General features: G+C 73.2%; 20 protein-coding genes and 2 pseudogenes. 11 read left to right on the forward strand and 11 right to left on the reverse strand.

Annotated features, from left to right (window positions below; all coding sequences use genetic code 11):
- Nucleotides 1-75: 75 nt before the first annotated feature.
- Nucleotides 76-522 (forward strand): Lrp/AsnC family transcriptional regulator, encoded by a 447-nt coding sequence (locus tag ACH427_RS28875; RefSeq protein WP_398874119.1) that lies wholly within the window; start codon nt 76-78, stop codon nt 520-522.
- Here ACH427_RS28875 and ACH427_RS28880 read toward each other — a convergent pair.
- From ACH427_RS28880 to ACH427_RS28890, 3 genes are all read right to left on the reverse strand, one after another.
- Nucleotides 512-3,595, reverse strand: a complete 3,084-nt coding sequence (locus ACH427_RS28880; RefSeq protein ID WP_398874121.1) for an AAA family ATPase — start codon at nt 3,593-3,595, stop codon at nt 512-514. The genes ACH427_RS28875 and ACH427_RS28880 overlap by 11 nt on opposite strands.
- Nucleotides 3,592-4,758 carry an exonuclease SbcCD subunit D gene (locus ACH427_RS28885; RefSeq protein ID WP_398874123.1) on the reverse strand — a complete coding sequence of 389 codons (1,167 nt, stop codon included), beginning with the start codon at nt 4,756-4,758 and terminating at the stop codon, nt 3,592-3,594. Before ACH427_RS28885 ends, ACH427_RS28880 begins: the two co-directional genes overlap by 4 nt.
- A 338-nt stretch (nt 4,759-5,096) precedes the next feature.
- Entirely contained in the window at nt 5,097-5,585 is a 489-nt protein-coding gene (locus ACH427_RS28890; RefSeq protein ID WP_398874125.1) for a hypothetical protein, read from the reverse strand.
- 530 nt (nt 5,586-6,115) lie between these two features.
- Between ACH427_RS28890 and ACH427_RS28895 the strand changes: the two genes are divergently transcribed.
- Both ACH427_RS28895 and ACH427_RS28900 read left to right on the forward strand, forming a co-directional pair.
- Nucleotides 6,116-6,505: a roadblock/LC7 domain-containing protein gene (locus ACH427_RS28895; RefSeq protein WP_398874127.1), complete on the forward strand. Its 390-nt coding sequence runs from the start codon at nt 6,116-6,118 to the stop codon at nt 6,503-6,505.
- 52 nt (nt 6,506-6,557) lie between these two features.
- Nucleotides 6,558-6,932 (forward strand): hypothetical protein, encoded by a 375-nt coding sequence (locus ACH427_RS28900; protein WP_398874129.1) that lies wholly within the window; start codon nt 6,558-6,560, stop codon nt 6,930-6,932.
- A gap of 10 nt (nt 6,933-6,942) precedes the next feature.
- On the opposite strand, the gene ACH427_RS28905 is transcribed toward ACH427_RS28900, so the two are convergent.
- The gene (locus tag ACH427_RS28905; RefSeq protein ID WP_398874130.1) at nt 6,943-7,785 is read right to left on the reverse strand and encodes an alpha/beta fold hydrolase; all 843 of its coding nucleotides are present in this window, start codon (nt 7,783-7,785) and stop codon (nt 6,943-6,945) included.
- Nucleotides 7,786-7,961: 176 nt separating this feature from the next.
- Between ACH427_RS28905 and ACH427_RS28910 the strand changes: the two genes are divergently transcribed.
- Nucleotides 7,962-8,855, forward strand: a complete 894-nt coding sequence (locus tag ACH427_RS28910; protein WP_398874132.1) for a LysR substrate-binding domain-containing protein — start codon at nt 7,962-7,964, stop codon at nt 8,853-8,855.
- Nucleotides 8,856-8,926: 71 nt separating this feature from the next.
- Here ACH427_RS28910 and ACH427_RS28915 read toward each other — a convergent pair.
- Nucleotides 8,927-9,154, reverse strand: a pseudogene (locus ACH427_RS28915) (LuxR C-terminal-related transcriptional regulator); the annotation flags it as partial.
- 462 nt (nt 9,155-9,616) lie between these two features.
- Here ACH427_RS28915 and ACH427_RS28920 point away from each other — a divergent pair.
- Entirely contained in the window at nt 9,617-10,510 is an 894-nt protein-coding gene (locus tag ACH427_RS28920) for a polysaccharide deacetylase family protein (protein WP_398874134.1), read from the forward strand.
- A 27-nt stretch (nt 10,511-10,537) separates the two neighbouring features.
- Here ACH427_RS28920 and ACH427_RS28925 read toward each other — a convergent pair whose 3' ends face one another.
- Complete coding sequence (locus ACH427_RS28925) at nt 10,538-11,164, reverse strand: YigZ family protein (protein WP_398874136.1); 627 nt, start codon at nt 11,162-11,164, stop codon at nt 10,538-10,540.
- Nucleotides 11,165-11,221: 57 nt separating this feature from the next.
- Here ACH427_RS28925 and ACH427_RS28930 point away from each other — a divergent pair, with 57 nt between their 5' ends.
- Complete coding sequence (locus ACH427_RS28930) at nt 11,222-11,629, forward strand: CoA-binding protein (protein ID WP_398874138.1); 408 nt, start codon at nt 11,222-11,224, stop codon at nt 11,627-11,629.
- Nucleotides 11,630-11,644: 15 nt separating this feature from the next.
- Here ACH427_RS28930 and ACH427_RS28935 read toward each other — a convergent pair whose 3' ends face one another.
- The 3 genes from ACH427_RS28935 to ACH427_RS28945 all read right to left on the reverse strand — a co-directional run bounded on the left by ACH427_RS28935 (nt 11,645) and on the right by ACH427_RS28945 (nt 14,494).
- The gene (locus tag ACH427_RS28935; protein ID WP_398874140.1) at nt 11,645-12,070 is read right to left on the reverse strand and encodes a MarR family winged helix-turn-helix transcriptional regulator; all 426 of its coding nucleotides are present in this window, start codon (nt 12,068-12,070) and stop codon (nt 11,645-11,647) included.
- 29 nt (nt 12,071-12,099) lie between these two features.
- Nucleotides 12,100-13,944, reverse strand: a complete 1,845-nt coding sequence (asnB, locus tag ACH427_RS28940; RefSeq protein WP_398874142.1) for an asparagine synthase (glutamine-hydrolyzing) — start codon at nt 13,942-13,944, stop codon at nt 12,100-12,102.
- A gap of 307 nt (nt 13,945-14,251) precedes the next feature.
- The gene (locus tag ACH427_RS28945; protein ID WP_398874144.1) at nt 14,252-14,494 is read right to left on the reverse strand and encodes a hypothetical protein; all 243 of its coding nucleotides are present in this window, start codon (nt 14,492-14,494) and stop codon (nt 14,252-14,254) included.
- Nucleotides 14,495-14,536: 42 nt separating this feature from the next.
- On the opposite strand from ACH427_RS28945, the pseudogene ACH427_RS28950 reads away from it, so the two are divergent.
- From ACH427_RS28950 to ACH427_RS28965, 4 genes and pseudogenes are all read left to right on the forward strand, one after another.
- Nucleotides 14,537-14,680 (forward strand): annotated as a pseudogene (locus tag ACH427_RS28950) (EamA family transporter); the annotation flags it as partial.
- A 530-nt stretch (nt 14,681-15,210) separates the two neighbouring features.
- Nucleotides 15,211-16,677, forward strand: coding sequence for an FAD-dependent monooxygenase (locus tag ACH427_RS28955; protein ID WP_398874146.1), 1,467 nt, complete (start codon nt 15,211-15,213; stop codon nt 16,675-16,677).
- 38 nt (nt 16,678-16,715) lie between these two features.
- Entirely contained in the window at nt 16,716-17,984 is a 1,269-nt protein-coding gene (locus ACH427_RS28960; RefSeq protein WP_398874148.1) for an amidohydrolase family protein, read from the forward strand.
- Nucleotides 17,985-17,986: 2 nt separating this feature from the next.
- Nucleotides 17,987-18,802 carry an antibiotic biosynthesis monooxygenase gene (locus tag ACH427_RS28965; protein WP_398874150.1) on the forward strand — a complete coding sequence of 272 codons (816 nt, stop codon included), beginning with the start codon at nt 17,987-17,989 and terminating at the stop codon, nt 18,800-18,802.
- An 82-nt stretch (nt 18,803-18,884) separates the two neighbouring features.
- Here ACH427_RS28965 and ACH427_RS28970 read toward each other — a convergent pair whose 3' ends face one another.
- A complete protein-coding gene (locus ACH427_RS28970) occupies nt 18,885-19,502 on the reverse strand; it encodes a TetR/AcrR family transcriptional regulator (RefSeq protein ID WP_398874152.1) in 618 nt (205 codons plus the stop codon).
- 32 nt (nt 19,503-19,534) lie between these two features.
- Nucleotides 19,535-20,383, reverse strand: coding sequence for a helix-turn-helix domain-containing protein (locus tag ACH427_RS28975; protein ID WP_398874154.1), 849 nt, complete (start codon nt 20,381-20,383; stop codon nt 19,535-19,537).
- Nucleotides 20,384-20,521: 138 nt separating this feature from the next.
- Here ACH427_RS28975 and ACH427_RS28980 point away from each other — a divergent pair, with 138 nt between their 5' ends.
- Complete coding sequence (locus ACH427_RS28980) at nt 20,522-21,265, forward strand: SDR family oxidoreductase (RefSeq protein ID WP_398874156.1); 744 nt, start codon at nt 20,522-20,524, stop codon at nt 21,263-21,265.
- The last annotated feature ends 31 nt before the right edge of the window (nt 21,266-21,296 follow it).

The following is a 21,296-nucleotide window of genomic DNA, read 5'->3' on the forward strand; positions in this document are numbered from 1 at the left end:
GGCCGGCCCTTCGCAAACCGTCAATCCCCGGTAAAACCCTTGTTCAACCGGGGTTTCCACTGTTAGACATCACCCATGACCGGCTATTCCCCCGACGCCACCGACTGGCGCATCCTCGACGCCCTCCAGCGCAACGGCCGTGCGGGCTTCGCGGAGTTGGCGCGCACGGTGAACATGTCCTCCAGCGCCGTGACCGAACGCGTCCGGCGTCTGGAGGAGGCCGGCGTCATCGGCGGGTACACGGCCGTCGTCGACGCCGGGAAGCTGGGGCTGCCCGTCCTCGCCTTCGTCCGGCTGCGCGCTCCGGAGGGCGGCCACGAGCCGTTGCGCGATCTGCTGGCGACCACGCCGGAGATCCTGGAGGCGCACCACGTCACGGGCGACGACTGCTTCGTCATCAAGGTCGCGGCCCGGTCGATGCGGCACCTGGAGGAGGTGGCGGGGCGGATCGGCGCTCTCGGCCCGGTGACGACGAGCGTCGTCTACTCCTCGCCGCTCGCCCGCCGGGCGCTCAGCCGGTGACCCCGGCCGTGCGGTGGCGCACGGCGGACCCCGACCGGCCCTTGACGACCTGGAGTTGAGCGGGGACTCGCTGGCGGAGGTCGGCGACGTGGCTGACGATACCGACCGTGCGGTCCCGCTCGCGCAGCGAGTCCAGGACGTCGAGCACCTCGTCGAGGGTCTGTTCGTCGAGGCTGCCGAAGCCCTCGTCGATGAAGAGCGTGTCGAGCCGGATGCCGCCCGCCTCCTCCGTCACGACGTCGGCGAGCCCGAGCGCGAGGGCCAGGGAGGCGAAGAAGGTCTCTCCGCCGGAGAGGGTCGCGGTGTCGCGCTCGCGGCCGGTCCAGGCGTCGACGACGTGCAGGCCGAGGCCGGAGCGCCGGGCGCCGCCGGAGCGGGCGTCGGAGTGCACCAGCGTGTAGCGCCCGGCGGACATCCGCTGGAGCCGCAGGGTCGCGGCGGCCGCGACCTGCTCCAGCCGGGCGGCCAGTACGTAGGACTCCAGGCGCATCTTCCGCTCGTTGTGGGCGGACGTCCCGGCGACGAGCGTCGCGAGGCCCGCCACCCGGTGGTGCTCCTCGCGCAGCGGGGCGAGGCGGCGCACGTCGGCGGCGGCCCGCGCGGAGAGCTGGTCCAGCTCCTGGCAGCGTGTGCGGGCGGCGGACTCGGCGGCGGAGGTCTCGCGCAGCCGCCGGGTCGCGGCGGCGAGCAGCGCGTCCGCGGCGGCCGGGTCGGCGGGGGGCCGCCGCGCGGCGGCGGCGTTGTGCGGGTCGGCCAGCTCGGCGGTGACGGCGGCCCGCTCGCTCCGCCAGTCGTCGAGGCGCTGCCGCAGGGCCCGCTGTTCGCTTTCGGGGAGTACGGCGCGGGCCGCGTCCGAGGGCGTGGGGAAGCCGGCGCGCCCTGCCGCCCCGGCGAGCCGCGCCTCGGCCTTCTCCAGGTCCTCCGCCGCGCTCCGCGCGGCGCGTGCCGCCTCGGCCGCGTCGGCGAGGAGGGCCAGGCGGCGCTCCAGCAGCGCGGCGTGCGCGGCGACGGACGCCGCTCCCCCGCGCACCCGCGCCAACTCCTTCTCCAGCGCGCGCAGTTCGCCGTCGAGGTGCTCCCGGCGGGCCGTGCGGGCGGTGGCGCGCAGCTGGGCGGCCTGCCGCCCGGCGCGTCGCCGCTCGTACTCCCGCTCCGCGCCTTCCAGCGCCTCGCGGGCCCGGTGCGCGTCGGCCCCCGCCGCGCGGGCCTCGGCGCAGGAGCGGCTGATGTCCTCGGCGGCCGCCGCGAGTTCGGTGACGGGCGCCGTTCCGGCGTCGGCCTCGGCGTGGGCGAGGGCGTCGCGCAGCGCCTGGAGGTCGCGCTCGGACCGTTCGCGGACGGACTCGGCGTCCTGGAAGCGGCCGAGGGCGCGGGCCTCGTCGGCGCGGTCGACGTGGTCGGCCGTGGTGCGGGCGGGGCCGGGGTGCTCGGTGGACCCGCACACCTTGCAGGCGGTGCCGGGCGTCAGCTCGGCGGCGAGTTCGGCGGCGATGCCGAGCAGGCGGCGTTCCTTGAGGTCGAGCCAGTGCTCCCGGGCCTCGCCGGCCCGCTCCCGGGCTTCGAGCAGCCGGGCCCGGGCGGCGGTGACCTGCCCGGCGAGCCGGTCGCGTTCCCGGGCGGCGTCGAGCCTGCGCCGGGCGGGGGCCACCTCGCCCTCCAGGCGGGCGGCCCGGGTGGCCGCCTCCTGGGCGTCCTCGACGCGCCGCTGGTGGGCGGCGTGCCTCGCCTCCCAGCCGGCGAGCCAGTCGTCGGCCTCGATGAGGGCCTCCTCGTCGAAGCGGGCCTCGCGGTCCAGCTCGGCCAGCTCGACGGCGACGTCGGCGGCGCGCTGTTCGGCGCGGCGGGCGGCCGAGAGCGAGCCGAGCTCCTCGCGGTGGGCCCGCTCCAGTGCGGCGAGTTCCGCCGCGGGGGCGTCCCGGTGGGCGGCGGAGAGCCGGTCGCGGGCGGCCCGTTCGGCACCGGCGGCGGCGTGGTGCGCGCGCCCGGCCTCTTCGCGCAGCTCCAGGGCGGGCACCACCGACCCGGCGGCGTGCGCCCGCTCCAGGCGCTCGCGCAGCCGCTCGGCCTCGGCGTCGTGCTCCTCGACGGCGGCGGCGCGCTGCCGGGCCGCCGCGTACCGCGCCTGGAGACCGGCCAGTTCGCGGGTGGCGTCGGCGTGCCGCTGGGCGGCGCGGTGGGCCTCCTCCGCGGTGCGTGCGGCGACGGCCGCGATGTCCCGTCGCTCCCGCGCCCCGGAGCGGGCCAGTGCCGCCCAGGTCAGCACGGCCTCGGCCAGCCCGGCGTCACCGGGGGCCAGCGGCGCCCGGCCCGCGGCTGCCGTACGGGCCGTGCGGGCCGTACGGGAGGAGTCGCGCTGCCCGGGGACGGCGGGGGTGGCGCCGGGTTCGGGCAGCGAGGGGTCCGCGACGGCCTGCTGCATCCGGTGCACGAGGGCCAGGAGCTGCTCGTCGCCGGTGGTGACCTGCTTCTCGGCGGCCCGGCGCAGCTCGGCGAGGCGGTCCTCGACGGCGGCGAAGCGGCTGGTGTCGAAGAGCTTGCCGAGCAGCTTGCCGCGGGCGGTGTCCTCGGCGCGCAGGAAGCGCGCGAAGTCGCCCTGCGGCAACAGCACGACCTGGCAGAACTGCTCGCGGCTCATGCCGAGCAGCTGGGTGATCTCCTCGCCGATCTCCTGGTGGGAGCGGCTGAGGCCCTGCCACTGCCCCTCGTCGTCGCGCTCGCGCAGCGTGCTGTGGGCCTTCTCCCGGGTGAAGCCGTCGCCCCGCTTCTTGGGGCGCAACTGCTCGGGCCGCCGGGTGATCTCCAGCCGCCGGCCGTCGACGGTGAGGTCGAGCGTCACCTCGGTGAGGGTGGCCGGGTCGGCGTGGTCGCTGCGCAGGGTCAGGCCGCTGCCCTGGCGGGCGCCGGGCACCCCGCCGTAGAGGGCGTAGCAGACCGCGTCGAGCACGGAGGTCTTCCCGGCGCCGGTGGGGCCGTGCAACAGGAAGAGGCCGGCGGAGGAGAGGGCGTCGAAGTCGACCTCCTGGGAGCCGCCGAAGGGCCCGAAAGCGTGCAGGGAGAGCCGGTGCAGCCTCATCGAGCCTCCTCGCCGAGGGCCTCGGCCAGCCGTACGGAATCGATGGCGCCGGTCAGCACGGTGCTCTCGGCGGCGTCGGGGCCGAGGCCACCGCGCACGTGGGCGACGAAGTCCGCGGCGATCTGATGGTCGCTGCGGCCGCGGAGCCGCTGGGCGTAGGAGGCGAGAGGGTCCTCGGGGGCCCGGTCGGGTTCGAGGACGAGGCTCACCACGTGCGGGAAGCGCCCGGCGAGGCGGGCCATGGGCTCCTCGGGGCGGTGCGGGTCGGTGAGGGTGGCCTCGACCCACGCCTCCTCGTGCTTCTCCAGGCGCGGGTCGCTCAGCAGGTCGTCGAGGCGGCCGCGGATCCGGGCGAGCGGGCGCGGGACGGGGCAGTCGAGCCGCTCCGCGGTCAGGGCGCCGCCGGCGCCGAGGTCGACGAGCCACATGGTCTTGCGGTGGTCGGCCTCGGAGAAGGAGTACGCCAGCGGGGAGCCGGAGTAGCGGACGCGCTCGGTGATCGTCTGACAGCCGTGGAGGTGGCCGAGCGCGGCGTAGTCGACGCCGTCGAAGGTCTCCGGGGGGACGGAGGCGACGCCGCCCACGGTGATGTCGCGCTCGCTGTCGCTGGCCGCGCCGCCCGCGACGAAGGCGTGCGCGAGGACGACGGACCGGGTCCCGGCGGGCCGCGCGGCGAGGTCGGCGCGCACCCGGTCCATGGCGGCCCGCAGCACCGCCTGATGACCGCCGCGCGGCGCGCCGAGCTCCTCGCGCACGAGGGCGGGCTCCAGATAGGGCAGGCCGTAGAAGGCGACGTCGCCGTGCGCGTCGGCGAGCACGACGGGGGTGCCGCAGCCGGCCGGGTCGGTGCGCAGGTGTATGCCGGCCCGCCCGATGAGCCCGGCGCCGACGCCGAGGCGGCGGGCCGAGTCGTGGTTGCCGGAGATCATCACGGTGGGCACCCCGGCGTCGGCGAGCTTGTGCAGCGCCTCGTCGAACAGCTCGACGGCGGCGAGCGGCGGCACGGCCCGGTCGTAGATGTCACCGGAGACGAGCACCACGTCCACCTCGTGCTCGCGCACCGCCTCCACGAGGTGGCCGATGAACGCCCGCTGGGCCTGGAGCAGGCCGATGCGGTGGAAGGACCGTCCGAGATGCCAGTCCGAGGTGTGCAGCATTCTCACAGGAGGGCTCCGACCCGCATGTTCCTGTCCCTCCACGCTCCGCCTCAGCCCGGCGGGTGCGACCGCCGACCACGTCTTGCCCGGACAGCGTCCTGCCTGCCCGCCCCTCAGTCTCCCATCCGGGTGGGGGGCCGGGGGCCATGGGGCGATTGTGGTCCGCGGGGCCCGGGGCCACTGGACGGATCCCCGGCAAGGAGGATCATCGTCGGGACGGGTCCGGGAAGCCGAGCGCCTACGCGACGGCCAGGCCGGGCCGACAGCGGCGAGCGCGGCTCCGCGAGACGTACTGGAGGGTCTCGTTCCGCCACGGACGTCCGACCGCCGCGCTCGTGGGCCGTTCATTCACCATCGGCGAGCCAACGCAGTCGGCCGTCCTTCGGAGACGTCCGGCAGGTGAGTTCTTCACCCTTCGAGGAGACGACAGTGGCACCACTCTCCCGGCACTTGCGGTGAAGTTCGTTGCAGCTGCCCTTCTTCTTGCCCGGGGTCTTGGCGCAGTTCTCGGTGTCGTGGGCTTCTCTGCCCTCCGGCGAGAGGTTGTCGTAATTGCTGCCGTCACGCCGACCAGGAGAGTCAGCGTCTTTCACGTCGGCCGGTTCGGCCTCCGACTGTGCCGCAGCGGCGCGGCCAGGAGGTAAGGCATCCTCCGCTTCTGCCGCCGGCGACGGCGAGTTGACCGGTGATCTGGTGGACGACGCGGGCGATGGTGCGGCGCCGGCCGGGGAGGCCGATCCCGTGCCACAGGCGGCGACTGTGCCGAGGAGCAGGAATACGGTCGACATGGCGGTGGCCAAGCGGGCGGGACGAACCCCTATTCGATCAAGCATGGTTGCAGCTTAGGCCCGGCCTGCGGGCGCGCTCAGCACGACTACCGTCTCATTCCAGCCGTCGATGGGTCCCGTGCGTGAGCCCCGCAAGGGGCTGCTCGACGGCAGATGCCACGCCGACCATCACCCCGAGCCCTGCGCCGCTTGGATACGTCCGGCCCGGCGCCGGAGGCGGAGCCGTGCCGCAAAGGGCCACCAGTGAACTCGGCGCCCGGTGGCGCGCGGGGCTGAAGCGTCGTTTTCGGTCACCTTGGCGCACACCGACCGCTTCACATTTGCGCCGCACCCGTGCCCGCACGTCGGCGAATGCCTCCGCCGGGCCCCGGCCGGCCCTAGGCCGGATTTTCCGGCGACAAATGCCAAAACCGTGAGCCACACCCGCACGATCGGTTACCTTCCGTCGCAACGGACACGCCACTGGTAATCGCCCACGGGCTGGAGAGGAATGTGACCGTGCCGTGCAGCCGCCAGTTTCGACCGATCCCATGATGAGGCGCGCTTTGAGACAGTTCGCCGGAAGGAGGCAGTCGATGACCGCAGCACCACCCGAAGTGCTCGCCGAGCTCCAGGAGTTACGGGTCCGGGTACCCCATCTGACCGGTTCGATGGTGGCGAGCACGGACGGGCTGGTGATCGCGCATCTCCTCGCCGGCGCCGAGCCCGACGGCATGGCCGCGCTGACCGCCGCGGCCCTGGGTGTGGGCGCCCGGCTCGCGGACGCCGTGGGCCACGGAGGCTTCCGCGAGCTGCTGGTCAGCGGCGAATTCGGCTATGTGGCCACCTACGCCGCCGGGGCGTCGAGCGTGCTGACGCTGCTGGCCGCGGCCGACGCCAATGTGGGCCGGCTGAATCTGGAGGCCCGCCGGGCCTGCCCCCGGATAGCCGCGCTGGTGGACGCGTCGCACCGGCGGCAGACCTGAGCGAGCGAGCCCCGCACCGAAACCCATCACCGACACCGAAAGCGGAACCGTCATGGCGAACACCGAAATGGCACTGAAGGACGCGATGAGCTCGATCGAGGGGGCCCTCGGCGTGGCCCTCGTCGATTACGGCAGCGGCATGGCGCTCGGCACCCTGGGCGGGTCCCAGTCGCTCGACCTCAATGTCGCCGCGGCGGCGAACACCGATGTCGTACGGGCCAAGCTGCGCGCCATGGAAATGCTCAGTATCCAGGACCGGATCGAGGACATCCTCATCACGCTCGGCACGCAGTACCACCTGATCAGACTGCTCACCGGGCGCGGCGGCAACGGCCTCTTCCTCTACCTCGTCCTCGACGCGCAGCGGGCGAATCTCGCCATGGCCCGGCACCAGCTCAGGCACATAGAAGCGGAACTGGAGGTCTGAGCCCGGGGGTTCAGGGAGCGGCGACCGGCTCCCGGTCCGCCGTGAGCCGCTCGTCCAGATAGGCGGCCAGCTTCGCCGCGAACCCGGCCGGGTCCTCGCCGGGCGCGCCGTGCCCGGCGTCGATCTCGGCGTAGCGGGCCCGCGCGATGCCCGACAGCAGCGCCTGCTGCTGCTCGGCGCCGATCAGCCGGTCGTGCGCGCTGGCCAGCACGAGCGTCGGGGCGGTGATCCGGCCGAGCAGGGGGCGCAGGTCGACGGTGAGGTCGGCCTCGGTCTGCCGGGCCGCGCCCGCGCCGTCGATCATCCCGTCGAGCGCGCGGACCAGCTCCTCGTGGGCCGGGGCGGCGACGCCCTCCCAGTAGCGCGGGCCGAAGGCCATCAGCGGCACCGCCCGCGCGAACAGGGCCGTCCCGTGTTCCGCGTCCACGCGCAGCAGTTCCAGCCAGGCGTGGAATTCGGCCGCCATCCGGGTGTCCGTGCGCACCCAGCCCGCGTGCAGCGCGAGGGAGCGGACGCGTTCGGGCCGGGTGCCCGCGATGTGGGTCGCCACGGCCGCGCCGAGCGAGTGGCCGGCGAGGTGGAAGGAGTCCAGCCCGGCGTGGTCGGCCGCAGCGAGCACCTCGTCGGCGAGATCGGCGAGGGTGACCGGCCCGCCGTGGTCGGTGGTGCCGCCCGATCCCGAGAGGTCGGGGGCCACCACCGTGAACCTGTCGGCGACGGCCTCGGTCAGCGGCCCCCACTGCTCGCGGGTCGCCGCGGTGCCGTGCACGAGCACGAGCCCCGGGCCGCTCCCGGTGATGTCGTACTCGACGGTGGCCGTGCCGCCGCTGATCGGCAGGGTGGTGCTGGGCATCGGTGTTCCTCGTTCCTCGGTGTACGGCTGGGTGCGTCCGCACGCTACGGCCGGCGGTTTACGGGCCGGCCGCCGTGTACGGCTCGGTGCGCACCACTCTCGTCGCGGGCACCGCCGTCGGCCAAGATCCGAAGTGCGCCTACACTCATCGCGGATTCAGATCAATGGGGTGGGGCATGGAGATCCGGCAGTTGCGGTACTTCCTGACCGTGGCGGAGGAATTGCACTTCGGGCGGGCGGCGGAGCGGCTGCACATCGTGCAGTCGGCGGTCAGCCAGCAGGTGCGCAGGCTGGAGCGGGAGCTCGAGGTGGGGCTGTTCGACCGCACCACCCGCGCCGTCGGGCTGACCGAGGCGGGCCGGCGGCTGCTGCCGCACGCCCGGGAGGTGCTGGCCGCGCAGGACCGGGCGCGGGAGGCGATCGACGAGCTGCGGTCCGAGCGGAACACCACGCTCCGGCTGGGCACCAGCGCCGGGCTCGGCACGCGGCTGGAGGGAATACTCGCCGAGTTCACCCGGCTCGCCCCGCACGCCCAGCTCGAACTGGTCACGGCCGCCACCGACGACCGGCTCAAGCGGGTGCGTTCCGGCGAGCTGGACGCGACGCTGCTGCGGGGCGAACGGGCCGTGCCGGAGCTGGAGTTGCTTCCCTTGTGGGAGGACGACCTCATGGCCGCGCTGCCCGCCCGTCACGACCTCGCCGTGCGGGGCACGATCGACATGGCGCTCCTGGCGGGGCTGCCGCTGCGGCTGGCCGCCGAGGCCAGGAACCCCACGCTGTACGAGCTGGTCATGAGCTCGTGCCGGGAGGCCGGTTTCGAACCGGTCCTCGGCCCGGAGTACACCACCGACCAGGACACGCTGGCCACGATCGGCTACGGCAAGCCGTCGTGGACGGTCCTCTACGCGCCCTACGCGCGCCAACTGGCCGTGCCGGGCGTGGTCTTCCGCCCGCTGTGCGGCCCCGCCCCCTCGATGCCGGCCTTCCTCGCGGTGCGCCCCGACCCGCCCCGCGCCGAGCTGCGGGCCCTGATCGAGGCGTGCCACACGCGGCCGCCCGTCCCGTCCTGAGGGCCGTACGCGCGCTGCCGTCCCCCGTACGGCAGCGCGCGTATCCGGCTCAGCCGGCGCCTCCCGGCCGCTCAGCCGACGAGGTCCGCCACGGCCCGCGGCGGCCACGTGCCCGCCTGAAGGACCCCGAGGGAGTAGGCGCGCGAGACGAGCGCGGCCCGGCTGCGGACGTCCAGCTTCCGGAGCAGGCACGTCACGTGGTGCTCGACGTCCTGTCTGCTCAGGTGGAGGCGCGAGGCGAGGGGGACGGTCGCCTCCCCGGCGGCGATGCCCTCGATGACGCGCGCCTCCACCTCGCTGAAGCGGGCGAAGGGGTGCGCCGCACCCGGGTGGCCGGACGGCGGCCGGAGGTCCGCGGCCCCCGCCGACGAGGCGTTCGGTGCGGGGTCCACGAGCACAGGAGTGGAAATCATCAAGAGACTGAGATCCCTTCACGCCATGCGAGGCGCGCCGAATCGCCGATGAGACCCGGCGTGCACGCGAGATCAGGCCCCCTTGGCTCGCCCGGAAGGGCGGCTCCCCCGAAAGGACCTGGCAACTTGTCCTGAATGAAGACTAGATAAGCGCCGGAGCGCCGGTCAACGCGGAGCGGCTTCGTCCCACTAACCCTGTGGTCGGACCACCCGATGGTTCGGTCCGCCCCCACGGGACCTTCGGTGGCACGGCCCGGGCGACGGACCGTCACTCCCGCGCGCCGGGCGCGGACCCGATGGGCGTAACCGGGCGCGCGCCCGCCGGACCCCGCTGCCAGGATCCGGACTATGCGACTCATACGCTCCGTACGCACTCCCCCGGGGGCGGCCCGCCGCCCCGTCACCCGTCTGCTGACCGCCTTTCTGCTCCTCGCCGGCGGCAGCGCCTGCGCCACCTGGGGGACGGCGCCCCTGGAAACGCACCAGGACGACGGACACGCGCAGGCCGGCGTGGCCCAGGTGCAGCAGACGCGCGAGGAGCGGATGGCGGCCGCCAGGAAGTGGGGGCTGGACCGGCCGCCGCTCGTGGCGCCGCCCCCGCCCAAGGTCAAACCCCAGCTGACCACGCCCGACTGGGCGGACCAGGGCCCCGGCCTGATCCCCGTCTTCGCGAGCGTGCCGACTGAGGAGAAGGTCGTCTTCCTGACGATCGACGACGGGGCGGCGAAGGACCACGCGTTCCTTCAGATGCTGCGGGACCTGGACATCCCGGTCACCGCGTTCCTCACCGACGAGTCGGCCGCCGACGACTACGGCTACTTCCGCGACCTGCACGCGCAGGGCGCGTCGATCCAGAACCACACCCTGCACCACCCTCAGATGATCACGATCTCCGAGGACGAGCAGCGCGCGGAGGTCTGCGGTCAGCAGGACATCCTGCAGAACGAGATCGGTGTCCGCCCGTGGCTGTTCCGGCCGCCGTTCGGCGACTTCGACGCGGGCACCCTCGCCGTCGCCGAGGAGTGCGGAGCGCGTGCCGCGCCGCTGTGGAACGAGGAGGCGTTCCCGGACCGGATCGACTACCGCGAGGACGACCCGCGGTTCCACCCCGGCGACATCATCCTCACGCACTTCAACGGCCCGCAGGCGTGGAACGCCACCATGCCGGACATGCTGCGCACGGTGCTGCGCGAGGCGACCGAGCAGGGCTACGCGCTGGCCCGGCTGGAGGACTACATCTGACCCCGCGGGCCGGGCGGGCCCGGCGGTTCAGGCGTCGCCGTACGCCTCGCCGCCGAGCTCCAGGCCCGCCGTGCCCGCGGTGGTGTCGGCCAGCCAGGCGCGGAAGCCCTCGATCTCGGCCTCGGGCAGGCCGACCTCGATGCGGACGTCCGCGCCGTAGTCCACCTCGCGCACGGCCCGTCCGGTGGCCCGCAGGTCGTTCTCCAGCTTCCCGGCCCGCTGGTGGTCGACGGTGACGGTGGCCAGCCGGAACCGCCGGCGGGTCACCGTGCCGAGGACGTCGAGCGCCTCGCCGACGGCACCGCCGTAGGCCCGGATGAGCCCGCCCGCGCCGAGCTTCACGCCGCCGAAGTAACGGGTGACGACGGCGACCACGTACCGCACCTCGCGGCGCACCAGCATCTGGAGCATGGGGACGCCCGCGGTGCCGCCCGGCTCCCCGTCGTCGCTGGCCTTCTGGACGGAGCCGTCGGCGCCGAGGACGTACGCGAAACAGTGGTGGCGGGCGGTGGGGTGCTCCTTGCGGACGCGCGCGATGAAAGCCTGGGCCTCCTCCTCGGTCGCGGCGGGCGCGAGCGCACAGAGGAAGCGCGACTTGTTGACCTCGATCTCATGGACGCCTGCGCGCGCCACTGTCCGGTACTGGTCCTGCATCCCGCCACCCTATGCGCACTCCGGGAATGGTCCGGCGGGCAGGCTCGTTGAGCGGGCATGTACGCAGAGGCGGGGAGCATCCGCAGGATCATCGAGGAGACCGGCGACACGTGGGCGGTCGTCGGTCTGTCGTCCAACGAGGGCCGGGCGGCCTACGGCGTCGCCCAGGTGTTGCAGCGGTACGGCAAGCGCGTCGTGCCCGTCCACCCCAGAGCGGAGACGGTGCACGGGGAGAAGGGGTACGCGACGCTCGCGGAGATCCCCTTCCCCGTCGACGTGGTGGACGTCTTCGTCAACAGCGACCTCGCGGGCGCGGTCGCGGACGAGGCGGTCGCGATCGGCGCGAAGGCGGTGTGGTTCCAGCTGGGCGTCGTGGACGAGGAGGCGTACGAACGGACGCGCGCGGCCGGGCTTTCGATGGTGATGGACCGCTGCCCGGCGATCGAGATCCCCCGCCTGGGCTGACCGCGGGCGGGGCCCTCAGTCGGTGGCTTCCGCGAGCCGCCGCAGCAGGGGCCCCACGTCGACGAGTTGCCGGATCTCGTCGGGGCGCAGCGAGGCGAGGCGCCTGGAGAGCACCTCGGCCTCGCCGCGCGCGAGGTCGGCCAGGGCGGCGGCGCCGCGTTCGGTGAGCGTGACCCGGCAGGCGCGCCCGTCGGTCGGGTCGGGTGCGCGGCGGATCAGGCCCGATGCCTCCATGGCCAGGACGGCGGAGGTGGCGGTGGGCTGGGAGCAGGGCACCCAGGCGGCGATCTCGCCGATGCGGGCCGGGCCCTTGGCCAGCAGCACCAGGATGGCGATGTGGGTCGGCTGGACGCTGCCCGCGGTGGAGGCCCTGCGCAGGCTCCGGGTGAGCCGGTGCAGGGAGATCACCAGGTGCAGTGCGTCGTCGTCGCCGATCGTCATCGCTTTGCCCACCGCCCCGTACGGTTTGATCAGGGGATCATGATAGTGGGCGAGTACATGTCCAACCACAGAGCCAGGTCCAGCGTGCGCTCCAGGCCGTGCCGGGACGCCTGGGTGATCTGGGGGGCGTCGTCGTGCGCCGCCCGGCGCAGCCAGTCGCGGTCGACAATGCCGAAGACGGCGTGCGAGGGCCGGGAGAGCAGGTCCTTGGCCTGGCCCTGGAGAGCGACGGCGTACTGGGGGTCCTGGGTGGAGGGGTACGGGCTCTTGACGCGGTCGTAGACCGACCGCGGCAGGACGTCGGCGGTGGCCTCCCGCAGCAGGCTCTTCTCGCGTCCGTCGAAGGACTTCAGGGACCACGGCGTGTTGTAGACGTACTCCACGAGCCGGTGGTCGCAGAAGGGCACGCGCACCTCCAGCCCGACGGCCATGCTCGCGCGGTCCTTGCGGTCGAGAAGGATCCGCACGAAGCGCGTGAGGTGCAGGTAGCAGATCTTGCGCATGCGGAATTCGAAGTCGCTCTCGCCTTCGAGGCGTTCGATGTCCTTGACCGCGGCGCCGTAGCCGTCCTGGACGTAGGAGTCCAGGTCGAGCGCCTCGGTCAGCCCCGGGGTCAGGATGCCGTCGTCGTCACCGAAGTCCCGCGCGTGGTGGACGAGCCAGGGGAAGGTGTCGGCCCGGCGGGCCTCCTCGTCGAAGAACTGCCGGTAGCCGCCGAAGACCTCGTCGGCCGACTCGCCGGACAGGGCGACGGTCGAGTGCTTGCGGATCTCCTTGAAGAGGAGGTAGAGGGAGGAGTCCATGTCCCCGAAGCCCACGGGAATGTCCCGCGCCCGGATCACCTTGGAGCGCACCTCGGGATCGGCGAGCGCGGTCGAGTCCAGGACGATGTCCTGGTGCTCGGTGCCGGCGAGACGGGCCACGTCGTGCACGAAGGGCGTGTCGGGGGTGGCGCGCAGCTCGTCGGCCACGAAGTTCTCGGTCCGGCCGACGAAGTCGACGGCGAAGCTGCGCACCGTCTCGCCCGCCTCGCCGAGCTGACGGGCCGCCAGCGCGGTCATGGCCGAGGAGTCGAGGCCGCCGGAGAGCAGGGTGCAGCGCGGGACATCGGCGACGAGCTGACGACGGACGATGTCGTCGAGCAGCGTGCGGACGTGCGCGATCGAGGTGTCCTTGTCGTCCGTGTGCGGGCGGGTGCGCAGCGCCCAGTAGACGTGGCTGCGCAGGCCGTTGCGGTCGACGGTGACGACAGTGCCGGGCTCGACCTCGTGCATGCCCTCCCAGACCGCGTGGCCGGGGGTCTTGATGAACGAGAAGAGCTCGCGGAGCCCTTCGAGGCCGACGTTCCGCTCGGCGGCGGGGTTGGCGAGGATCGCCTTGGGCTCGGAGCCGAACAGCACGCCGTCGGTGGTGGGGTAGTAGTAGAACGGCTTGATGCCCATGCGGTCGCGGACCATGACGAGCCGCTCGCGCTGCTCGTCCCAGATCGCGAACGCGACCATTCCGTTGAGGTGTTCGGCGACGGCCTCGCCCCATTCGAGGTAGCCGCGCAGGACGACCTCGGTGTCCGAGCCGGTGCGGAAGCGGTGGCCGCGGGATATCAACTCCGCACGCAGTTCGGTGTAGTTGTACGCCTCGCCGGAGTAGACGAGGACGACCTCGCTGCCGTCGGCGCGGCGTGCGGTCATCGGCTGCCGGCCGCCGGCCAGGTCGATGATCGCGAGACGGCGGTGGCCGAGTGCCGCGGGCCCCTTGACCCAGGTGCCGCTGTCGTCGGGGCCGCGGCAGGACATCGTCTCCGTCATCGCGTCCACGGTCTGCTGCGCGGCGCGCAGATCACGGTCGAAGGAAATCCAGCCGGTGATGCCACACATGCCATGCCCTCCTGATCCGGGCCGGGGCCGCCGGGAAGCGTGAGCGGGCGCGACGGATGCGCGGCACCTGCTCGGCGACCCCCGCACGTCTGTTGTATCGAGCACCTATATAAATCGTCCGCCCGTGGCGCGGCCCCGTCAACCTCCCCCGCGCGACTTCCCCGGGCGCGCGGCGGCCCGCACGGAGGGGCCCGGCACGGGCGAGGCGGAGCCTGAACTGCGACTTCGCGGTACGACCGGGTCCGCTTCGCCGGACACGCAGCCGCGACGTCGTGGCAGAGGTTTTACCCAAGCCCCCGCGGAGGCGTCAGTGGGCGGGGGCGACGGCCACGGCCATCGTCATCGTGGCGACGGCCACGGCCATCGTCATCGTGACGTCTTCCGGACCGTCGTTGCGGTAGGCGTGCGGGGCGCCGCCGTCGAAGGTCGCGGACGTTCCGGCGGGCACGGTGCACTGCCGGGGGCCGCTGGAGCCGTGGGACTGGCGCATCGCCCCCGGTGACAGCAATGTCTCCGACCCGCACCCGCCCGGCACGGTCGAGCTGCTCACGGTGACGTCCGGTGTCCTCACGCTCGTGGTGGCCAGCGAGGCACCATCGCCGCCGTCCCCGCCTCCCTCTACCCCGTCGTCACCGCACTCGCCGCACGCGGTGTCCTCAGCGAACGCCTCCGCTCCGTGCAAGCGACAGGCGCGGGCCTGGCCCTGGTCGGCACGGTCCTGCTGGCAGCGGGCTGACCCGCACCACCCTCCTCCGCGACCCCCGCGGCCATGACAGGGACCGGTACAGGCGTCCTCGGCGGCGACACAGCCGGCCCCTTCCCGGCACCGCACGACCTCGGCCGGGGACGGGGTGAATCCAGTTCCGGCCGACTTCAGCCGGGTCTCGTCCAGCGCCGCCTCGCGAGCTGCGACCCAGGCAGACCGGAGCACGCTCCCGGGCAGCAGACCACCCCGTTCACCCGGGAGCAGCATTGACCCGAAACGGCTGGGCTTCTGATGCGCTGATCGCCGCGTGAGTGAACCGGCCGGTGAACATCAGGTCCTGTCCTGTCCGGTCGGGCCGGGACATGCGGTTCGCTGAAGTCCGGAGGCTGAGCGGGGTGCACTGGTCCCGCAACCCAAAAGGGAACGATCGTTTGCGCTATGGGCGGCCGACTGCTACCTTTGCATTGAAACGCAAACGAACGTTTTCGTTTGGTGTTGGGGTGGCGCCGCTCGCTCTCACCCGGCCGCCGCCACCCCCGCCGGACGGCGAGGAGCGCATCATGCCGAAGTCGCCAGCGGTCCACTCCCTTCCGTGCCGGACGGACGTTCTGGTCTCCGGAGCGGGACCCTCGGGTCTGACTCTGGCGGCGAGCCTGCGCCGACTGGGCGTGGACCACGTCCTGATCGACCGCGATGCCGGGATCCGGCCCGGATCCAGGGCGGCCGCGGTGCAGCCGCGGACGCTGGAGTACCTGGACCGGATCGGAGTCGGTGCGGCTCTTGTCGAGCGCGGGAAGAAGGGGCGGGGTTTCTGCCTGCGCGACCGGGACCGGATACTGCTGCGGGCCTGTTACGACCACCTCGACACACCGCACCCCTACATGCTGCTGGCCTCCCAGCAGACCACCGAGGAAATCCTGACGCGCCGGCTCGTGGAGCTGGGCGGCGGCGTGCACCGCGAGCACCGGCTGATGGGCTTCACCGCCGATTTCCCGGGCGTGACCGCGACGGTCGCCGGCCCGGACGGCATAGCCCGTGTGGTGAGTGCCCGGTATCTGGTGGGCTGCGACGGCGTTCACAGCACGGTGCGCACGGCGGCCGGGATCGCGTTCCCGGGGGACTCCCCGGAGCAGCTGTTCGCGCTCGCCGACGTCCGCCTCACACCTGGGCGGCAGACGGCGGCGTCCGAGGATGCCGCGTTCTGCCTGTCGGAGGCGGGGCTGCTGCTGATGTCCCCGCTCGCCGACGGCCTGCACCGTCTGGTCGCCCCCGTGCCGCCCGGCACGACCGCACCCGATGCGGGCGATGTGGAGCGGCTGTTGGCGACGCGCGGCCCCGCGGGAGAGCGAAACCGCGTGCTGGAAGTCGTGGCGGCCTCCACCTACCGGGCCCAGGAGCGGGTGGCCGAGCGGTTCCGCGCCGGACCGGTCTTCCTGGCCGGAGACGCCGCCCATACGCACAGTCCCGCCGGCGCCCAGGGCATGAACACCGGAATGCAGGACGCCGGGAACCTGGCCTGGAAGCTTCACGCCGTCCTGTCCGGCACAGCGCCCGAGACGCTCCTCGACAGCTACCACCGCGAACGTCAGCCGGTCGCAGCTCAACTCGTCGCTTTTACAAGCACGTTCGCCCGGATCGCCGCCCTCGCCGGCCCGGCGGCGAGCCGACGCCGCAACGCGCTGCTCGCGGCGGCGGCAGCCACCCCCGGCATCACCGACTGGCTGGCCTCCACCCTCGCCCAGCTCGACATCGCCTACACCAGCGAACCCGACCTCGGCACCCCCCGCCCCGGGACGCGCGTCTCACCCCTGGCCGTCCCGCCGGACGGCCTGCACTGGACCCTCGCCCTGCCCGGCACACCACGGCGTGCCATCACGGCAGACAGGCAGGGGGCGTTGGCCGTGCGGTACGTCCCCGACCTGCCGACCACGCTCCTCGTGCGCCCCGACGGCTACCTGGCCGCCGCCGGCGTCCCCAGCGATCCGGCCGCCGTCGCGGAACGGCTCGGCCAGCACCTGCCGCGGTAAGTCCGCCCGGACAAAAGCCCGTTCGAGGAGACACTGACATGACTTCTCACGCCACTTCCCCCACCCTCATCCGCCAGGCGGCCGTCTTCGACGGAAGCCGGCTGCTGCCCGCACAGGATGTCCTCATCGACGGCCCGGTGATCGCCGCCGTCGGGGCCCACCTGGAGAGCCCAGCCGGAGCGACGGTCCTGGACGGCACCGGACGCACCCTGCTGCCCGGCCTCATCGACGCCCACACCCACACCACCGACACCGCTCAGCTGCGCCAGGCCCTGCTGTTCGGGATCACGACCGAGCTCGACATGGGCGGCTCCGCCGAGACCGCCCGGCGGATGCGTGCCGCCGCCGACGAGCGGGACGACCTGGCCGACGTACGCGTCGCCACCACCGGCGCGACCGCCCCCGGCGGCCACCCCTGTCAGTTGGCCGAACTAGGCATGATCGAACCGTTCCCCACGGTCGCAGGGCCCGACGAGGCCGACGCCTTCGTCGCGGCCCGCGTCGCCGAGGGTGCGGACCATCTGAAGATCTTCATCGAGGACGGCACCGCCATCGGCAAGCCCCTGCCCCTCATGTCCCCGCGGACGGTCACCGCCCTGATCCGGGCCGCACACGAGCGGGGACTGCGGACCGTCGCCCACACCCTCACCCGCGGCGCGGCACGTCAGGCCATCGACTGCGGCATCGACGGCCTGGCCCACGCCCCCGCCGACGGACCCGGCGACCAGGACCTGATCGAAGCCGCGGCAGCGGGCGGCGTGTTCGTCGTGCCCACCCTCACCGCACTCACCGGCATGACGCCCCACCCGGCCGAGTACGCCCTCGCCGACGATCCCAGGCTGCGCCCCTACGCGGACCCGCGGTGGCTGGCGGACCTGGACGAGATCCGCACCATCGACCCCGCACAGCGAATCGGCCCTCTCGGAGTGGATCCCCGGCACGCCGCCGACGCCGCCCTGCGGATGTTCCGCCTCGGTGTGCCCCTGCTCGCGGGCACCGACGGCACGGGCGGCCACGGTCACCCCACCGCCCACGGCATCAGCTACCACGGCGAACTCGCCCTGCTCGTCGCCTCCGGCCTCACCCCCGCCCAGGCTCTGACGGCCGCCACCGCCGCCCCCGCCGACGCGTTCGGCCTCACCGACCGCGGACGCGTCGCCCCGGGACTCCGGGCCGACCTGCTGCTCGTCGACGGCGACCCCACCCGCGACATCACCGCGCTGCGCACCATCACCGCCCTGTGGCGCAACGGCACCCGCGTCGAGCGCACCGCCCCTCTCGCAGCACAGGCACAGCCCCAGGAGTAGCCATGGACACCGCCCGAACCCCGACGAACCCCGTGCCCTTGGGCATCCATCACCTCAAACTGCCCGTCACCGACCTGGAACGCAGCGCCCGGTGGTACGGCGACGTGCTGGGCGCCCACCGCCTGACCGAGCTGGACCACCGCCGCCCCGGCGGAACCCTCTTCGCTGTCGTCCTCGACGTCCCCGGCCTGGGCACCCGCCTCGAACTGCGACTGGACCCGGTCACCGCCACCGCCGTCGAGGGCTACGACTTCCTCACCCTGGCCGTCGACGACCGGACCGCCCTGGACCGTTGGATCGCCCACTTGGACACCCTCGACGTTCCGCACTCCCCGCCGGTCGTCGCCCTGGTGGGCTGGCTCCTGGTCATCCCCGACCCCGACGGACAACGCCTGCGCCTGTACACCACCACGCCCCACGGCCTGGACTCCGCACGCATCGAGTACGACTCACCCTGGCTCAGCACCGGCCCCGCACCCGAGCCGGAACCAGCCGATGACCTCGGCACGGACGACACCGCCGCGACGCTGTGCCTGCTGGCCAGGATCACGGCGGTGCCCGGCCAGGGCGATCTGCTGGAGTCCCGTCTGCTGCCCCTGGCGCGTGCCACCCGTCGTGAACCGGGCTGCATCGCCTACCGGGTGCACCGCAGTCAGCGGAATGCGGACGCCTTCGTCGTCTACGAGGAGTGGACAGGCCGACAAGCCCTGGACGCTCACCATGCGACACCCCACATGAACGTCTTCCGCGCGGTCGCCGCAGACCTGCTGGCCGCGCCCCCGCACCCGGAACCGCTCACCCCGTGCCCCCGGCCCTGACCCCGTCCGCGGGCACGCGGCAACCATCACCGGCCCCAGCTGCCGCCCTCCACGGCCGGCACAGGTGCGGCCGCCACCATGATCACGGGCGCGAAGCGCCGCCGAGGGCCAGGGCGAGGGAGGAGAGGCCGCCGACCAGCTGGTCCGCGTCGACCGGCGTCACCAGGTGGCGGCCGACCAGGAGCCCGGGCATAAGTGTCATAAGGACGGTCGCGACCTGCTCCGGGTCCGCCGTGGACGCCATGGTGCCCTCTTCGCGCCAGCGGCGGGCCAGTTCGGCGAGCTTGTCGCGCACGCCCAGGTAGAAGGTCCGGGTGCGTCCTTCGAGTTCCGGGCTGCGCAGCGCCTCGCCCCATGCCTGGATCGCGATACGGGTCAGGTCATACGGCCGGCCCTCGCCCCGCTCGCGGGCTTCGGCGGCCATGGTCCGCAGGACCTCGGCGGGCGAAGGCGTGGGGCGGCGTTCCAGCAGCCGCTCGAAGAGGTCCCCGACCAGGGTCAGGGCCTCGTCCGCGGCGGCGTCGATGAGGTCGTCCTTGCTGCGGAAGTAGCGGTAGACCGCACTGGAGGACATGCCGGTCGCGGCGATGACGTCATCCATCGACGTGGCGTGAAAGCCGTTACGGGAGAAGCAACTCCAGGCACTGGTGAGGATGTGGCGCCGCCGCTCTTCGCGGCGCTCCTCGCTCAAGCGGGGCATGCCCCCACCTTAAACGAAAACGATGGTTTCCGTTACTGAGGGGTGGTGAGCGCCTGCCGGTCCCGCGGCGGCCGCACGGCACAGAGCGACGCCAGGCGGTCGGCGTCCTCGCTGCCGGGTTCGGCGGTGCCGACGAGCAGACTCTGTCCGGGAGCGTCCTGCACCTCGAACGTTTGGTACGAGAGCGTCATCCGGCCCGCGAGGGGGTGGTGGAAGGTCTTGAACCGACTTCCCAGTCGAGCGACGTCCTGACGCTCCCACAACGCCGTGAACTCCTCGCTCCCCGCGCGGAGTTCGTCGATCAGGGCCGCGAGGTGGGGGTCGTGGCGCTCGTGGCCGTAGGCGAGCCGCAGCGCGGCGACGGTGTCACGCGCCACCGTGTCCCACTCCACGAACAGGGTGCGTGCGGCGGGGTCGCGGAAGAGGGAGCGGGCCATGTGACGCGGGTTCGCCAGCGGCGAGAGCAGCGCGGTGGCCGGCGGGTTGGCCGCGAGAACGTCCAGGCGGCGGTTGATGACGTAGGCGACCGCCGCCGGGAACGCGTCCATCAGCCGCTGCAGCTGCGGGGCCACGCGCTCCGGGGCGAGGCCGGCGGCTTCGTCGCGCGGTACGAGACCGGCCAGGCGGTAGGCGTGCCAGCAGGCGTCGGAGTCCAGGTTCAGGGCTCGGGCGAGGGAGTCGATGACCTGGCCGGAGGGGTGGCGTTCGCGGCCCTGCTCCAGGCGGGCGTAGTAGTCGGCGCTGACCCCGGCGAGCACGGCGACCTCCTCACGCCGCAGCCCGCTCACCCGGCGGCCCGTGGACCGGGGAAGCCCCGCCTCTTGCGGACTGACCCGGGAACGGCGCGCCAGCAGGAATTCGCCCAGTTCATTGCCGCTCATGTCCGAAAGCCTACGCCGGTCGTTCCTAGGAGTGCGGCACCCAGGAAGAGCCCTCCTGCCGCCCGCGCGGGATCGGGCCCATGCTGACGGAACCGGACGGTCCACCCACGAGACCGTCGACCTGATGAAGGAACGAGCATGACGTATCCGGCCACCACGACTGCCTCGAAGACCGTGCTGATCACCGGGGCCGGCAGCGGCATCGGCGAGGCCACCGCCCGGCGCCTGGCCGCCGCCGGCCACCAGGTGGTCCTGGGGGCGCGCCGCGGCGAGCGCCTGGCGGCCCTGGCCAAGGAGATCGAAGCCGATGGCGGCAGCGCCCTGCCGCACACCCTGGACGTGACCGACCCGCTCGGCATGCGGTCCTTCGTCCAGGCCGCCCGCGACCGGTACGGCCGGATCGACGTCCTGGTCAACAACGCCGGAGTGATGCCCCTGTCGCGCCTGGACGCGCTGCGGACCGACGAGTGGGACCGCATGATCGACGTCAACCTGCGCGGAGTCCTGCACGGCATCGCCGCCGTCCTGCCGATCATGGACGCGCAGGGTTCCGGGCACATCGTGAACATCGCCTCCGTGTCCGGGCTCCGGGTGGACCCGACCGCCGCCGTCTACAGCGCCACCAAGCACGCGGTCCGTGCCCTTTCGGAGGGTCTGCGTCAGGAGAGCCGGCACCTGCGGGTCACCGTGATCAGTCCCGGTCTGACCCGCAGCGAACTGACCGACACCATCGGTGACCAGGACACCAAGGAAGCGGTCACGGGCCAGATGGCCATTGCCATCCCCGCCGCGGCGATCGGCGAAGCGATCCACTACGCCATCTCCCAGCCCGCCGACGTCGACGTCAACGAACTCGTCGTCCGCCCGACCGCCCAGGGCTGAACCGCACGTCTCCCCGCACGGAAAGGCAGCT

Origin of the sequence: Streptomyces sp. NPDC020379 (genome assembly GCF_044387105.1) — a bacterium.
Lineage (GTDB): Bacteria > Actinomycetota > Actinomycetes > Streptomycetales > Streptomycetaceae > Streptomyces.